18 protein-coding genes are annotated in these 16,302 nt (G+C 27.7%); all 18 read right to left on the bottom strand.

Going from position 1 to position 16,302, the window contains the following annotated elements:
• Positions 1–235 precede the first annotated feature (235 nt).
• Complete coding sequence (locus AC4KN9_RS02815; protein ID WP_491017146.1) at positions 236–595, bottom strand: hypothetical protein; 360 nt, start codon at positions 593–595, stop codon at positions 236–238.
• 57 nt (positions 596–652) lie between these two features.
• On the bottom strand, positions 653–1,165 hold the full coding sequence (locus AC4KN9_RS02810; protein WP_491017145.1) for a helix-turn-helix domain-containing protein: 513 nt from the start codon (positions 1,163–1,165) through the stop codon (positions 653–655).
• 463 nt (positions 1,166–1,628) lie between these two features.
• A complete protein-coding gene (locus AC4KN9_RS02805; protein WP_491017144.1) occupies positions 1,629–2,837 on the bottom strand; it encodes an ABC-F family ATP-binding cassette domain-containing protein in 1,209 nt (402 codons plus the stop codon).
• Positions 2,800–3,192 carry an ATP-binding cassette domain-containing protein gene (locus AC4KN9_RS02800; protein ID WP_491017143.1) on the bottom strand — a complete coding sequence of 131 codons (393 nt, stop codon included), beginning with the start codon at positions 3,190–3,192 and terminating at the stop codon, positions 2,800–2,802. The genes AC4KN9_RS02805 and AC4KN9_RS02800 overlap by 38 nt, the downstream gene beginning before the upstream one ends.
• A 55-nt stretch (positions 3,193–3,247) precedes the next feature.
• Entirely contained in the window at positions 3,248–3,631 is a 384-nt protein-coding gene (locus AC4KN9_RS02795; RefSeq protein WP_491017142.1) for a hypothetical protein, read from the bottom strand.
• Between the two features lie 32 nt (positions 3,632–3,663).
• On the bottom strand, positions 3,664–4,230 hold the full coding sequence (locus tag AC4KN9_RS02790) for a DNA-3-methyladenine glycosylase I (RefSeq protein ID WP_491017141.1): 567 nt from the start codon (positions 4,228–4,230) through the stop codon (positions 3,664–3,666).
• 94 nt (positions 4,231–4,324) lie between these two features.
• Positions 4,325–4,846, bottom strand: coding sequence for an anaerobic ribonucleoside-triphosphate reductase activating protein (nrdG, locus tag AC4KN9_RS02785; protein ID WP_491017140.1), 522 nt, complete (start codon positions 4,844–4,846; stop codon positions 4,325–4,327).
• Positions 4,843–6,990 carry an anaerobic ribonucleoside-triphosphate reductase gene (gene nrdD, locus AC4KN9_RS02780; protein ID WP_491017139.1) on the bottom strand — a complete coding sequence of 716 codons (2,148 nt, stop codon included), beginning with the start codon at positions 6,988–6,990 and terminating at the stop codon, positions 4,843–4,845. The genes nrdG and nrdD overlap by 4 nt, the downstream gene beginning before the upstream one ends.
• A gap of 150 nt (positions 6,991–7,140) precedes the next feature.
• On the bottom strand, positions 7,141–7,530 hold the full coding sequence (locus AC4KN9_RS02775; RefSeq protein ID WP_491017138.1) for a hypothetical protein: 390 nt from the start codon (positions 7,528–7,530) through the stop codon (positions 7,141–7,143).
• 33 nt (positions 7,531–7,563) lie between these two features.
• A complete protein-coding gene (locus AC4KN9_RS02770; RefSeq protein ID WP_491017137.1) occupies positions 7,564–8,136 on the bottom strand; it encodes an Rnf-Nqr domain containing protein in 573 nt (190 codons plus the stop codon).
• The gene (locus AC4KN9_RS02765; protein ID WP_491017136.1) at positions 8,136–8,732 is read right to left on the bottom strand and encodes an Rnf-Nqr domain containing protein; all 597 of its coding nucleotides are present in this window, start codon (positions 8,730–8,732) and stop codon (positions 8,136–8,138) included. The genes AC4KN9_RS02770 and AC4KN9_RS02765 overlap by 1 nt, the downstream gene beginning before the upstream one ends.
• 11 nt (positions 8,733–8,743) lie before the next feature.
• Positions 8,744–9,937: an FMN-binding protein gene (locus tag AC4KN9_RS02760; protein WP_491017135.1), complete on the bottom strand. Its 1,194-nt coding sequence runs from the start codon at positions 9,935–9,937 to the stop codon at positions 8,744–8,746.
• A complete protein-coding gene (locus AC4KN9_RS02755) occupies positions 9,934–10,314 on the bottom strand; it encodes an RnfABCDGE type electron transport complex subunit D (RefSeq protein ID WP_491017134.1) in 381 nt (126 codons plus the stop codon). The genes AC4KN9_RS02760 and AC4KN9_RS02755 overlap by 4 nt, the downstream gene beginning before the upstream one ends.
• Positions 10,315–10,361: 47 nt before the next feature.
• Positions 10,362–10,850 (bottom strand): RnfABCDGE type electron transport complex subunit D, encoded by a 489-nt coding sequence (locus AC4KN9_RS02750; RefSeq protein ID WP_491017133.1) that lies wholly within the window; start codon positions 10,848–10,850, stop codon positions 10,362–10,364.
• Positions 10,847–12,175, bottom strand: a complete 1,329-nt coding sequence (gene rsxC, locus AC4KN9_RS02745) for an electron transport complex subunit RsxC (RefSeq protein WP_491017132.1) — start codon at positions 12,173–12,175, stop codon at positions 10,847–10,849. The genes AC4KN9_RS02750 and rsxC overlap by 4 nt, the downstream gene beginning before the upstream one ends.
• A gap of 186 nt (positions 12,176–12,361) precedes the next feature.
• Positions 12,362–12,994: a lytic transglycosylase domain-containing protein gene (locus AC4KN9_RS02740; protein ID WP_491017131.1), complete on the bottom strand. Its 633-nt coding sequence runs from the start codon at positions 12,992–12,994 to the stop codon at positions 12,362–12,364.
• Positions 12,991–13,593 (bottom strand): dephospho-CoA kinase, encoded by a 603-nt coding sequence (coaE, locus tag AC4KN9_RS02735; protein ID WP_491017130.1) that lies wholly within the window; start codon positions 13,591–13,593, stop codon positions 12,991–12,993. Before coaE ends, AC4KN9_RS02740 begins: the two co-directional genes overlap by 4 nt.
• Positions 13,583–16,219 carry a DNA polymerase I gene (gene polA, locus AC4KN9_RS02730; protein WP_491017129.1) on the bottom strand — a complete coding sequence of 879 codons (2,637 nt, stop codon included), beginning with the start codon at positions 16,217–16,219 and terminating at the stop codon, positions 13,583–13,585. The genes coaE and polA overlap by 11 nt, the downstream gene beginning before the upstream one ends.
• Between the last annotated feature and the right edge of the window lie 83 nt (positions 16,220–16,302).

Genomic DNA, 16,302 nt, shown 5'->3' with positions numbered 1-16,302 from the left:
TCAAAATTAATATATAATATTAATTTTCTAATCATAGTTTATCACAAAATATATATTTGTAAATATATATTTCCTTTGTTATGTTATATTTCTCTAGAGTTGTCAAACATATGTGACAAGAAAACCATTTAATAATATTTTTCAAAGAGCATATAAATTCTACACAAATAATGTATAGTTCTGTCAAGGGGAAAAGCGAAGCGAACATTGACAGGGATATGCATTATTTGTAGCCTTATGAAGCCCTCTTGAAATAGCTTTCAACCATCTCATTTGGAGTCTTAAAAGCTAATACCTTTCTTGCTATATTATTTGTTCTTACGCTATATCTTTGAAACGATGTATACATTTCTTCTTCACTCTTAAATCTTCTTTTGCTGTAAAATAGAGCATTGTCTATCTTATGGCTTCTTTCTACTACTCCATTTTGCCACGGTGAATATGGTCTTGTTCGTATATATTCTATACCTAAATACTCTAGAACCTTTTCGAATGCTGATTGCTTTTGTTCTCTATCATTACAGAATTCTTTACCATTATCTGTCTGTACTGTGTTTATCTTAAACCCAAAGTCTTGTTCTATTGTCTTTAGCATTTTTGAGGTTTCATAAGTACTATTTTCATTTACTAATTTAAGGATTCTTTTTCTACTCTATAGGTCTATTGCTGTTATTTGATAGTATCTTTCGTGATTGCTTTTAAAACCTATGCATTCAATCGGAACATATTTTACATCTATTTCTACAAACTCTCCTGGATATTTTCCTTTCAACGGTTTATATTTGCTTTTTGGATAACTTATTTTCTTAGGTTTTTCATAGTTTTTAAGTTTTTTTATTTGTTTGCACATTGATCCATAGCTTCTTCTATATCCTGCGTCAAGGCATTTTCTATATACTTGAGCTAATCCTTCATGTTTGTGATATTGATATTTTTTCTTAAGTAATTCTATTTCATCTTGTGTATGTTTATTGGGATGGCTATGTGGACGTCTTGATTTATTTGCTAAGGATTCTACGTTTCCATCATATTTTTTTAGCCATCTTTGCACTTGTTGTCTGCTAGTTTTGTATCTTCTTGCAGCCTCTGCATTGTTTTTGTGTTTTATCGCATATTCTACAACTTTTTGACGAAATCTCATTTCTTCTGTTATACTAATTTTCATAGGAAGCCTCTCTTTCTGATAATTTGTTTGTAGTTAGACTTATATTACCAGATGGCTTCCTATTTTTTTATTTTTTTGTCACATATCCATTATCACCTAACAATGATTATAAAATAATTTTAGACTATAACTGTAGTCAAATATGATTTAATCGATGATTAATATTTTAAAATTAAAAATCAATAGAATTAAAAATATATAAAAATTTAATGTTAAAATAATTGAAATATTACAAAACTGTTACACACTTGTTTCTAAGCTCATGTTAAAATAAAAATATAGTAAGTAATCCTTACTATTTATGTTAAAGAGATAAGAACACAGTCAATAGATCAGTTGTAATAAAAACTTTTAAATCCCCAATTTCACTTTAGTTTTTATTATTTCATATCTCTTAATCGCAACAAAAAACTAGCTCATACCCAAACTAGTTTTTTGTTGCTTCTTTGTATTAAATTAACTTTTATTTATTAAATATAGTACTAAATTTTTCCATATCCCATATTATAGTAGATATTTCATCATAAAATCCCTTTTCATGAGATATTAAAAATATCCCACCATTATATTCTTTTAAAGCTCTTTTTAATTCATCCTTAGCTTGATTATCTAAATGGTTTGTAGGTTCATCTAACATAATTACATTTGTTGGCTTATTCATAACTTTACAAAGTCGTACTTTTGCTTTCTCTCCACCAGACAATACTTTAACCTGTGATTCATATTGTTCTGTTGTCAGTCCACATTTTGCCAATGCAGCTCTAACTTCATTTTGTAATAAAAAAGGAAATTCATCCCAAATTTCTTCAATAGCTGTTTGAGATTCATACGTTTCTTCTTGCATAAAATATCCAATATGCAAATTTTGACCAAAATGTATTTCTCCTGAAATTGGTTTTATTTCTCCAAGTATAGTCTTCACAAGAGTTGTCTTACCGAGTCCATTCATTCCTGTTATTGCAATTTTGTCCCCTCTTTCCATTCTTAAATTTAGCGGCTTTGTTAAAGGATTATCTTTATCGTAACCTATTATCAAATCTTTAGTTTCGAAAATTAGTTTTGAAGTAGATCCTATTTCCTTAAAATTAAATTCTGGATTTGGTTTTTCTCTTTGTAGTTCTATTCTATCCATTTTATCCAATAATTTTTGTCTTGACATAGCCATATTTCGTGTTGCAACATTTGCTTTATTTCTAGCAACAAAATCTTCAAGTCTTCTAATTTCTTGTTGTTGCTTTTTGTAGGCATTTTCAATTTGTTTTAATTTTAATTCATGTAATCTTTCAAATTCTGAATAATCTCCTACATATCTATTTAATTCTTTATTTTCAACATGATATATTAAGTTAATTACAGAATTTAAAAATTCAATATCGTGCGAAATCAGTATAAATGCATTTTCATATTCTTGCAAATATCTTCTTAACCACTCAATTTGATTTTCATCTAAATAGTTTGTTGGCTCGTCTAGCATTAAAATATCTGGTTTTTCTAAAAGCAACTTACACAAAAGAACTTTAGAACGTTGTCCACCTGATAAATCTTGAAATTTTGTATCAAGTCCTAAATCTATAATCCCCATACTATTTGCTATTTCATCAATCTTAGAGTCAATAACATAAAAATCTCTTGTTTCAATGATATCTTGAAGAAGCCCCACTTCTTCCATCATATTGTTTAATTGATTCTTCTGACGCATCTGCCATAGCACTATAAATTTCGTTTATTCTTGATTCTTTCTCAAATAAGTCTGAATACGCATCTTGTAATACTTCTCTTATTGTTACATCCTTATGATATGATGCTAGCTGATTTAAATATCCGACCTTTACATATTTTGCCCATTCTATAGATCCATTATCTGGTATGAGCTTACCTGTTATAATATTCATAAAAGATGATTTACCTTCTCCATTTGGACCTACTAGCCCTACATGTTCACCCTTTAATAATCTAAAATTTACATTTTCTAAAATTTCTCTGCCACCATAGCTATGATATAAATTTGAAACTGTCAAAATACTCATAATTCCTCCATTAAAAATCACAGAACTTTCATTCTGTGATTTATATTAAAACTTATTATTTTTTAACTGATATGCACCCCATAGGTAGAGTATACTTAATACTAGTCTTATAGTTACAAATACTTTTACAGATATAATTATGTTGATTATATCTATTGCAACTATTATAATACCAAATTTTATTAATTGATTCTGATTTTAATTGGTTCCCTGAATGTCTAAAACCTTGGAAACTAACATATAATCTAAATAAATTTATTATCATTGTAACTATCCCTAAAAATATTCCTAAAAAGCCCTTAAAAACTCCATCAAATAATGAATTTAATAATGCTTGTGCAGTTGATAGCATCCATGAGAATGGTATAATCATAATTCCTAAAATTGCAAAAATGAAAATTAAAATTGATGTCGTTCTTAATAAATTGTTTCTTCTCATAATTTCTCCTCTCAATTATTTTAAAAGATGTATCAATCTTTGTATTTGAAATCACAGTCAGATATATGATTGTTAATAATACCTATGGCCTGAAGATATGAATAAATTACAGTAGGTCCAATGAACTTAAATCCCATTTCTTTCATATCCTCACAAATTTTTTCGGATAAAGGATTGTTTGTTGGTACTTCAAATTTATTGTCCCAATTATTTATTATAGGTGTATCAAATGTATATGACCAAATATAGTTTGAAAAACTCCCATATTGTTTTTGAACTTCTAAAATTTTATTCGCATTATTTATGCTAGCTCTTATTTTTTGTTCATGTCTAATAATACTGTCATTTTTTAATAATTCATAAATTTTTTTATCATCAAATTTTGACACTTTTTCAATATCAAATTCATCAAACGCTTTTACGAAATTTTTTTCTTTATTTAATATTGTCTGCCAACTAAGACCTGACTGAAATATTTCTAATACTAAGTACTTAAAAAGTTTAGTATCATCTCTACATGGTACTCCCCAAATTTCATCATGATATTTTTTAGACAATTCATTATCTTCAGCCCAGTGACATCTTGTATATTCCGTCATTTCATCTCCTTTCTATAAATACATTTTACCATTTTATATACAATTTTACTAATTATATTTAAGATAAAATGACACATGAACTTTTTCAATACTCTTAAATACTATCTATATTATCAATATCTAAGCAAACTACTTTATCAGATTTCAAAGTTTTCTTTACATCTATTACTCTTTGATTAGAGCTTCCTCGAAATTTCAATCTTAAATCCATTTTTTCTTGTATAAATGGCCCATCAATTAAAATGTCACATTCTTTTAACAATTCTAATCTGTCAGGGTCTTCTATTAACTTTTCATAAATATATCCAGAGTATGCCCAGATTTCCTTATCTGTTTCCTTCTTTACTTTTCTAACAACATCAACTAACCAAGTATTTTGAAATGGTTCTCCTCCTAAAAGTGTTAAGCCCTTTACAGCTGGATCCTTCATATATTCTATTACTAAATTAGTCTCATTTTCTGTCCATTGATTACCAAAATTAGGGTCTTGGTAAAGCTTGTTGAAGCAACCAGGGCAATTATGTGTGCAGCCAGTACAAAAAATGGAAACTCTTATACCAAATCCATTTGCTACATCATACTTTCTAATTTGTCCAAAATTACCGAAATTTTTCATATATGTAATACCCTTGAATTTATTTCCTTTGTTCTACCTTCATTCCAAAAATTTTCACCTAGATAACCGCATGTTCTTCTTATAACTGTCAGTTTGTCCTTGTCTTCATTCCCACAATTTGGGCATTTCCAATTATTTTTTTCATTAACTTTAATTTCTCCATCAAATCCACAATTATGACAATAATCAGACTTAGTATTAAATTCTGCATACATTATATTATCATAGATATATCTAACTAATGTTTCTACTGCTTCAATATTATTATTCATATTTGGTATTTCTGCATAAGAAATCATACCACCTGTAGATAGTGATTGAAATTTGGACTCAAAATTAAATTTTTCAAATACAGAAATATTTTCCCTAACATCAACGTGATATGAATTAGTATAATATCCTTTATCTGTAATATCTTTAATAACACCAAATCTTGCTTTATCAATTTTACAAAATCTATGAGTTAGGCTTTCTGCTGGTGTTCCATAAAGTGCAAAGCCTAAACCTGTTTCTTTTTTCCATTTATCACAAGCACTTCTCAAGCGAAAAACTATTTTTTTAGCAAAATCTTCTCCTACTTCAGTAGTATGACTCTCCCCTGTTATTAATTTAGTAGTTTCATAAACACCAATATATCCAAGTGAAAGTGTTGAATAACCATCATGTAAATAATTATCAATTTTTTCACCTTTTTTTAGTCTTGCTATAGCTCCATATTGCCAGTGAATTGGACTAACATCACTAGTAGAATACTTCAATAATTCATATCGTAGCTCTAGTGCTTTTTTTGCTAATAATAATCTTTTTTCTAGTATTTCAAAAAATTTCTTTTCAGATTTATTTGCTAATATCCCAATTTGTGGTAAATTTAGACTTACTACCCCCATATTAAATCTTCCATTAAAAACATATTTTCCACTATTGTTTTTCCATGGAGATAGAAATGATCTACAACCCATTGGACTAAAAACATTTCCTTCATATAATTCCTTCATTTTTTTTGCTGAAACATAATCAGGATACATTCTTTTTGCAGTGCACTTTGCTGCTAACTTTGTAATATAATAATATTTAGAATCTTCACTTGCATTATGTTCATCTAATACATAAATTAATTTTGGAAACGCAGGAGTGACATAAACATTGGATTCATTTTTTATACCTTGATACCTTTGTTTCAAAATTTCCTCTTGTATTATAACAGCTTCCTTTTCATATTCAAATCCAGGTTCAAAATGCATAAAAAGCGTAACAAATGGTGCCTGTCCATTTGTAGTCATTAAAGTATTAATCTGATATTGTATAGTCTGTATTCCATCACGTATCTCTTTTTTAGTTCTAGACCATGCTATTTCTTCAGCTTTTTCACAATCTTCTTCTATATTATAAATATTTCTTTGTTCATTAAGTGCTATTTTATAATATTTTTCAAAAGATTTTCTTGCAAATGGTGCTAAAATGGTATCTATGCAATTTATACTTTGTCCGCCATATTGGCCACTAGCCACCTGAGCAATTATTTGTGTAGTTACTGTACATGCTACTTGAAAACTTTTTGGAGAATCAATCTTCTTACCATTTACTACTGTTCCGTTTTCAAGCATATCTTTTAAATTTATTAGGCAACAATTAAACATTGGTTGCATTATGTAATCCATATCATGGAAATGTATAGCACCTGTATCATGTGCTAATAATATGTCTGATGGAATTAATTTTCTTCTAGCTATATCTTTTGAAACTTCTCCCGCTATTAAATCTCTTTGTGTACTTACGATTTTTGCATCCTTGTTTGAATTTTCATTAAGAATTTCGTCATTAGTTTTATCCAATATTCCTAAAACAGCGCTATCTATCGTGTTCATTTTTCGCTTAAACTCTTGAACTGATCTATATGACTCATAGGCTTTAGCTGTAGCTAAGTTATTATATTTTATTAATTTATAATAAACTTCATCTTCGATTCTATGTATTGTAATCTCTCTATTTAGTTGTTCTGCTAATTCTTCTATTTCATTTGCAATTTTAAGGGATAAACCTTCTTCAAAAATTCCTGTGAATGAATTCATCGCTTTTTCAATAGCTATTATTATCTTTTCTTTGTCGAATGACGCTATGGCACCATTTCTTTTTATAACTTTCATATAATCCTCCTATATAAATTTTACTATATATTGTACTTATGTCAATTTTTTTTTATATTTTTATCGATATATAGTATATTGAGCATTAAGATTATATTAAAAAAACTCCGTACCATGTAAAATTATTCTTACACGATACGAAGTTTGATATCATCTATGTTCCAGTATTTTTCCAAAAATATATAAAACTACTATTGTAGCTATAAAAGGTATTGTTGGAATATTAATTAATACAAAATTTAAAAATACATTAAATATGTAGACAAATATAAATGTTGCAATAATTAAAACAATTAATAAAATTTTATTATCTATAATTTTTTCTTTTAGTATCTCTAAGTCTTTAGATACATATATTACTGAAATCATCGAAATTAATAGTATTGTTAATAGTATCCCTAGCGTTAATGAAAATCTATATTTTATTATATCCTTTCTGCCTAAAACTATTTCAAAAATAAATATTTCAAATAAAATTAATGCAAATGAATATAGAAATATGCTATACCTATTTATTCCTTTATTTTCTTTTTTTTTCATAATTCTCCTTTTTATTTAATATAAGATTAAATTTTATATTAATCCCTTAAATCCATAAAATGCTAATGATATTAAACCCAGGGAAATAAGCGTAAGTGCCTTTTCTCTAAACTGTCTAGGGACACTTGAATATCTATATTTATCGTTTATAGCTGATATAAGAATAAGTATTAATGAAAAACCAATAGAAACTCCTATTGCATATATCAATGTTTCTAATAGATTTTGTTTTGTATTTACTACTATTAAACTAATTCCTAAAGTTAAGCTATTTGCCACCACATTTGGCATAAATCTTTGAAGCGAATTAAATGAGCTATTATTTGTCAATTTTAATATATTATTATAAATAGTAATTATTATTGTTACTATTAGAACAAATATAAGTAAATTTAGATATTCCATATTCAAATTCACTAAAATATTATCATGAACCAATTTTGTTACAATAGCCACTATTGTCGTAATAATTGAAGTAGCCATTGCCATAGAAAAAGCACTTCCCTCATCGTTTGATGATGCTAACGTTTCATTTAATCCCATAAATTGTGATACGAGAATGTTATTAACAAATACTAATGCAATTATTATGCTTAAATATTCCATTATCTAACCCCTTTCAATTTCTGATGTCTTACATACCAATTGAAGAAACCAAAATATAATCCTAATATTATAAATGCAAATGCAGGAGTTGAAACTATTGGTAAAGTAAATTTTGTAGGTATAATTTGTGTATCAAATATGCTACCTTTACCTAACAATTCTCTTACAACAGCTACATCTAGCATTATAAATAAAAAACCGAACCCATTTGTTATCGCATCAATTATTGAATTACTTACATTTTGAAAAATAGCATAAGTTCTAACTCTATGTAGAATTAATGTATTTACGGCAATTAATGGTAAATATATCCCCATATTTAAGGCAATGGTTGGAAAATATTTTTCTATAAACAATACTGAAATGGTTGAAAATGCAGATATAATTGTCATGTATGCAATATATTCTACATTTTCGTGGATTATCTTTTTAAATATCGACACAAATAGATTTGAACTTAACATTACAAATATAACTGCAAGCCCCATTACTAACGCCTGTTTTAAGTCTTTTGTTAAAGATAAAATTGGAATTAAAGCAAAACTTTGAACCATAACAGGATTATTCATGATTATATTGTCTTTAATTTTTTTCATCATTTTCCCTCCTATTGTTCAACTTTTTCATCTATTTTAAATATATCATCGGCTATAAAGCTAATTTTTTGTACTTCACCTTTTTTTGTCGATTTTTTTACATCATTAAAAATTTTATCAGTTGAAATAGTCTTAAAATTACTGTCATAAGCATAATGATCTGTAAATTTAGCTAATGTTTCAATAACATCATTTAATGAATTTTGAATCGCTTGGGATGTTATTGTAGCACCAGATATTAAAAGTATATCTTTTTCTCCAATTGGATTTTTTCTTAATTTAATAGCTTTTGTTATAAAGTTTTTCTCAAGATTAAGCCCCCTAAATGCATTTATGAATTTTTTATGCTCAATATATTTTCCATAATTTTCTGTTTCATTATGTTTTGCAAATGATACATTAAAAACTCTAAATTCTTTATTTATTCTTAATACATAGTCTATTTCTCCACCAAATCCTTGTGCTTTAACGTATATTAAATATGAATCTAATTCTAATGTACCTTCTTTTTTACCCGGTCTATATACTCTCATTATTCTTTTTACGGATTCTTTGTAAATATCTGTTTTCATAAATTCTTGATATCTATGTTTTTCAGGTATATTAACAAATAAGTCCTTAAATTTTTCTGAATAGTATGGCATTTCTTTTGATGCTGGTTTGACATTATCTGTGAATTGTGACATAGCCGATAGCACATTATTTATGCCTTTTGTTAGTGCCTGTGTAGTTATTGTTGCTCCTGATATAGCCTGTATTTCTCCATTCTCCTTATTATCTGATCCTGGCTTTACACCATTTGTAACATTTATATCCTTGAAACTTTCTTGATATTTTTTTTCTGCAATTTTTGCACCATATCCTTCTGTTTCTGAATGTGAAATAGTTTCAAAACCTTGAATTTTCCCTTCATTTGAAATGCCGATTTTAAAATCTATATCTCCTCCAAATGCGTCTTTTGCTACAGCTTCAAATATATAACCTTTTTCTCCACTATCGTCCGATACTTTTTTTACACTTTTAATATTTTCATTTTCTTCCTTTAATTCTACTACTTCTTCCTTTGTTATATTTGGAAAAACGTTTAAAGGAATACCTGAATCTTTTTTTTCATCCTTTTTTAGTAATAAATTTGCACCAACTACTAATGCTATGGAAATTAAAATTATAAATAATAAATTTAAGTATGAGGTTATTTTTTTCATAGTTCTTCTCCTCCTATTCCATAAACTCTTGGTCTTACATATTTGTCAATTAGTGGTACAAATACATTCATAATTATTATCGCAAAGGAAACTCCTTCTGGATATCCACCATATAATCTTATAACAACAGTTAAAATTGCAGCACCAATTACATAGATATATTGCCCTTTTGGACTCATAGGAGAAGTTGAATAGTCAGTAATCATAAATACCGCAGCAAAAATAATTCCTCCCGACATTAATTGGTAAATCGTATCTTCTATATCATATTTAAGTAAATAGAGTAACGCTGCACAAGTTAAAATATATGCTATTGGCATTCTTAAGTTAACCACATTTCTATAGATAAGATATGCTAAACCTATTAATATTGCCAATTTTGATACTTCACCAAATGATCCTGGTATTTGACCAATGAATAAATCTAAAAGAGAAAATGGTTTGCCAAGACAAAGGAGTTGCTGTTGCTACACCATCCCATGTAAATGTTCCAGTTTGTGCTGCGCAGCATCACCAATAGTAAAGCTCTTGCAGTTAATGCTGGATTCATAAAATTTTGACCAATCCCTCCAAATATTTCTTTAACAATAACAATTGCAAATATAGCTCCAATTATAGCCATCCAAAAAGGAAATCCTACGGGTAAGTTCATAGCGATTAACATGCCAGTCACCACTGCAGATAAATCTCTAACTCTAAGTTTTTTCTTAAATGATTTTTGAATAACATATTCTGATAATACACTGGCTGCTACTGTGACTAAAGTTAAGAGTAATACTCTCAAACCAAAGAAATACGTTGCTACAAAAATTGATGGTAAGAGTGCAATTATAACATCTAACATTATAGATTTAGTTGTTCTTTTTGTTCTAATATGAGGGGCCTTAAATCTATTTTTAACTACATTATTCATTTTTCCCCCTTTTTTAATTTTAAATCTCTAATCATTCTCTTACCTTCTTTAAATGATTCCACTAACGGAATATGTGATGGACAAATATATGAGCAAAGACCACATTCTATACAACTCATAACATTATTTGCTTTTGCTTCTTTTATTTTTCCATTACTAATCAACACTTCTAAATTAAATGGTTGCAGACCAACTGGACATACTTCAACACAAGCTGCACATTTAATACATGGATCTCTATCAGGTTTTTCTGTTTCTTCCTTTGATAAGGCTAAGACTGCATTTGTAGGTTTTTCAATAGGGACTGATAAATCATCTTGATTATATCCCATCATTGGTCCGCCAAATATAATTCTATCTATTATATTTTTATCTGTTCCACCTATATATTTTATACAATCTCTTACTGGAGTTCCAAATTGAATAAGAGCGTTTAATTTTTTATTCATAGCTTCTCCTGTAAAGGTCACTATCCTTTCATACAAAGGTTTATTGTGACAGACCGCTTGCTTAATTGCATATGCCGTTGTAACATTTGACACTATTACACCTGATTTATATGTATTTTCTCCAAAAGGGATTTCTTTTCCCAGAACAGCATCTATAACACGTTTTTCATCACCCTGTGGATATTTTGTTTCAGCTACTACTACTTCTATATTTGCATCATCTTTCGATGCATCTTTTATTGCTTTTATCGCTTCTGGTTTATCGTCTTCTATTAAAATATAGCCATTGGGGGCATTTAATGCATGTAATTCGATTTTTAATCCCACGATAATATCTTCAGCAAAATTTCTCATCATTGTATCATCAGATGTTAGGTATGGTTCACATTCTGCCCCATTAAGTATTACATGATCAACCTGTTCGGACGGAGATAACTTTACATGAGTTGGAAAAGATGCTCCACCTAAACCTGTAATGCCCGCTTCCTCTACTATTCTCACTATTTCTTCGGAGCTTAGATTTTGGTAATCTCTATCTATTTTTTCATACCCAAGTTCATATTTTCCATCATTTTCAACATAAACACATAATACATTATTTCCTCTTGTAGCATTACTGTATTCAATTTTAACAACTTTTCCTGACACACTAGAGTGAACATTGGCTGAAATTGCACCCACTTTATTACCAATTTTCTCTCCTACTTTTACATAATCTCCAACTTTCACTATTGGTTTTGCTGGTGTACCAATATGTTGCAACATTGGAAATTTCATTATATTTGATGCCGGTATTATTATATATTCATTTCCTCGGCTCAGTTCTTTATTGCCTGGAATATAAAATCCATTTCGAATAACTTTCGAAAATACCATATTTACCCCTTTTCTTTTTTTAGTATTATATTCGTTTTAATTATAACATAATAGTTAAATTGATTCTATTTTACTAGTAATTCAATAAAATAGTATTGTAAATAAAATAAGTGAACAACTATCTTTTTATTTAGATTAGTTAGTTCACTTATTTTAATATTTTCCATTATTCATAGATTGTAAAGCTTAATATCTAAAAATATCCAATAAAGAATGCTTTAATAATTTAAATGCTCTCTTAGCTCTATTCTCATTAGTATCATAATAAAAACTATATATTTTTTTATTTAATTTATAATTTTTTTTAATTTTTTTAATATATGCCTTAGTTTCCTTGAATGGTACATTTTCAACATCATCAGGAGTACCTTTTAATATATCTCCCTGTATCCATTTTTCAACATTTCCTGGACCAGCGTTATACGCCATTAAAGCATAGTCGATATTTCTGAATTTACCTATCAAATATGATAAATAGTATGATCCGTATTTAATATTTTTTTCTGGATCCTTTAAGACCTCTTTATCAAATTTTTCATTTAATTTCCCTGATATCCATTTTGCTGTATCCGGCATGAGTTGCATTAAACCTGATGCACCTACTTTAGAAACTGCATCTTTATTGAAACTACTTTCCGCCTTTATTACTGAGAATAACAATTCTTTTTCAATATTATATTCTTGAGAATATTTATCTATTATTTTCATATATGGTTGATGTTTATCATTTGTTACCTTATAAAAAACTCCAAACATTATTACTAGAAATACTAATAAAAATATTAATATTATTTTTATTAATTTTTTTAAAACTTTCATAAGTTATTTAACCTCTTTATCACTTGCTTTTCAAGAAATTTAACATCTTTGGTATTATAAAGTACAAAATCCGACTTAGATACTTTATCATCAATACTCATTTGACTGTTAATTCTATTTATTGCATCTTCTTTTTTTAATGAATTTCTCTTCATTAATCTTTCTAATTGAAGATTTGGTGTTGTATATGCCAGCCAAATCTCATCAATTCCCAGGTCAGTAATATAATTCTTAAAACTTTCAAATAGTAAGGCTATATCTAAAAATATTATATTTATTTCTGACCGATTAATTAACATATCTATTTTATTAAAAATATTATCATGGGTCAAATTATTTAATGCTTTTAGCTTTTCTTTATTATTAAAAACAATATTTCCTAACTTTTTTCTATCTATTTCTTTATTCTTATCTAAAATACATTCTCCAAAATAATTTACAATATTATTATAATTGACTTTTCCTTTTTTCATTAGTTCATGTGTAATTGAATCTGCATCAATAACTAAATACCCTTTTTTTCTTATAATTTCTGTTACCGTAGATTTTCCGGTAGAAATAGATCCCGTAATAGCTATTATTTTTTTATTATATTTCATACCAGTTATTTCCTACTTCCACTTCAACTATTAATTCAACTGATAATTTTATTGCTGATTCCATTTCTTCTTTTATTATTTTTTTTACGATTTCTACTTCTTCATTAGGAGCTTCTATTATTAATTCATCGTGAATTTGTAATATTAATTTTGATTTAAGGCTTTCAGACTTTAGTCTAGTATATACTTTTATCATTGCTATTTTTATTATATCGGCTGCAGTCCCCTGAATAGGAGTATTCAACGCTATTCTCTCTCCAAATGATTTAACATTAAAATTAGATGATTTTAATTCCGGTATATATCTTCTTCTATTGAAAAGTGTTTCTACATAACCTTCTTGTTTTGCACATTTTACAATCGAATCCATATATTCTGAAATTTTTGGATATGACGCTAAATAGTTTTCGATGTATGATTTTGCTTTTTTTCTGGTAATTTGTAAATCTTCGGAAAGCCCATAATCTGATATACCATAAACTATCCCAAAGTTTACAGCTTTTGCCTCTGATCTTTGCATTTTTGTTACATCTTCTAATTTAACATTAAAAACCTCTGAGGCTGTTTTAGTATGAATATCTACGCCCTCCTCAAAGGCATTTAGCATATTCTCATCTCCACTTAAAGCTGCTAATATTCTTAATTCAATTTGTGAATAGTCGGCAGAAACCAACTTTTTATTATCTCCAGATACAAATGCTTTTCTTATTAATCTTCCTTCTGATGTTCTAATTGGAATATTTTGTAAATTTGGATCTGTTGAAGATAATCTTCCAGTTGCAGCAACAGTTTGTTTGAATTTTGAATGGATTCTCCCATCTTTTTTTATTTCTGTTGATAAACCCTCTAAATAAGTATTTTTTAACTTTGTTATTGTACGATACTCTTCAATTAATGGTATAATTTCATTATATTCTCTTAACTTTTGTAAAACGTCAGAATTTGTAGAATACCCAGTTTTTGTTTTCTTTATAACTGGAAGTTTCATTTTTTCAAATAATATTTCTCCTAATTGTTTAGGTGAGTTTATATTAAATTCCTCGCCTGAAATATCATATATTTTTTGTGTTATATCCTCAATTCTTTTTGAAATATCTTCATTAATAATATCTAGTTCACTTTTATCAACTTGTACACCAACAATTTCCATATCAGCTAACACCTTAATTAAGGGCAATTCAATATCATATAATAAGTGTTTCATTTTTGCATCCTCAAGTTTTTTTAATAATTTTTCACTTGATTTTGAAATAACCATAATATTATTTGATACGAATTCTTCAACTAATACCAATTCTAGAGAGGATAAATCTTTTTTATTTTTTCCACTTCCTAGATACTCGTCTAATGATTTTATATCTACATCTAATTCTGAAATTGATATATCTTTAATTGAATAATCTCCCTTTGGATTAATTAAGTACGAAACTAGCATTAAATCCAAATAATTAGAATGTAAATCTATGCCCATTTTATCTAATAAAACTATTTGACCTTTTATATCAAATCCAACTTTTTCAATTTCTTTATCTTCAAATAGTTCCTTAAATTTAGATTTAAAAATTTCTTTGTCTTTTTCTAAATCTACAAGTAAAATTTTACTTTTATCACCTTTAATTCCTACATATTTGGGTTCACTACTTAAATAATCACCATCAAAGATAAAATCGAACACTAACTTTTTATTTCTTTTTATATACGCATAAATGTCACCAATTCTATTTATTCCCACTACATGTGAATCAAAATCATAAGCTTCACTAACTTCTGAAGCATACTCTTTTGTTAGCGTATTAAACTCTAAAAGTTTATATTTTTCATATAATTCAGCTCTATTTTCTTGTTTAACTTCTAAATCTTCTATACTAAAATCTAATTGTAAATTTGTAAATATTTTTCCTAATTTTCTCGACATAAAAGCTATTTCTTTATTATCTATTAAATTTTGGGGTAAAACTTTCCCAGAAATCTTATCTATATTTTCATAAATTCCTTCGATACTACCGAATTGCTTTATTAATTTTATTGCAGTTTTTTCTCCTACTCCTGGTACTCCCGGGATATTGTCAGAAGAATCTCCCATTAATCCCTTTACTTCAATTAATTTTTCTGGAGAAATTTCATATTGTTCATTAACTTTATCCAAATCATATATATCCAAATTTGATATTCCTTTTTTTGTATAAAGAACTTTTGCATTTTCACTAACTAATTGGAAATAATCTCTATCTCCTGTAAGCATATATGATTCTATACCTTGTTCTGTAGCTATTTTAGATAATGTCCCAATTATATCGTCAGCTTCATAATCATCCATGTCATAATGTTTTACGTGATATGAATCTAATAAATCACGTACCATGCCAAATTGAGTTAGTAGTTCATCTGGAGTCTTATCTCGTGTTCCCTTATATTCTGCATACTCTCTAGTACGTATTGTCGGACCTGCTTTATCAAATGCAACTAAAATATAATCCGGTTTTACCTTGTCTACTGCTGATCTAAACATATTTATAAAACCATATACCGCACCTGTCGGTACTCCATCTCTTGTAGACAAATTCTTAATCGCATAAAATGCCCTAAATATTAAACTCGATCCATCTATAAGTAGTATTTTTTTCATTAATTGACCTCTATTTTCTTTTAATAATATTCTTAACCTTCTAATGTTAATATTTTTATGATTTCTATTTTTACTATTTGTTT

Source organism: Helcococcus sp. SA-HE-C1 (assembly GCF_985670335.1).
This window is presented reverse-complemented; position numbering and strand designations above follow the sequence as displayed.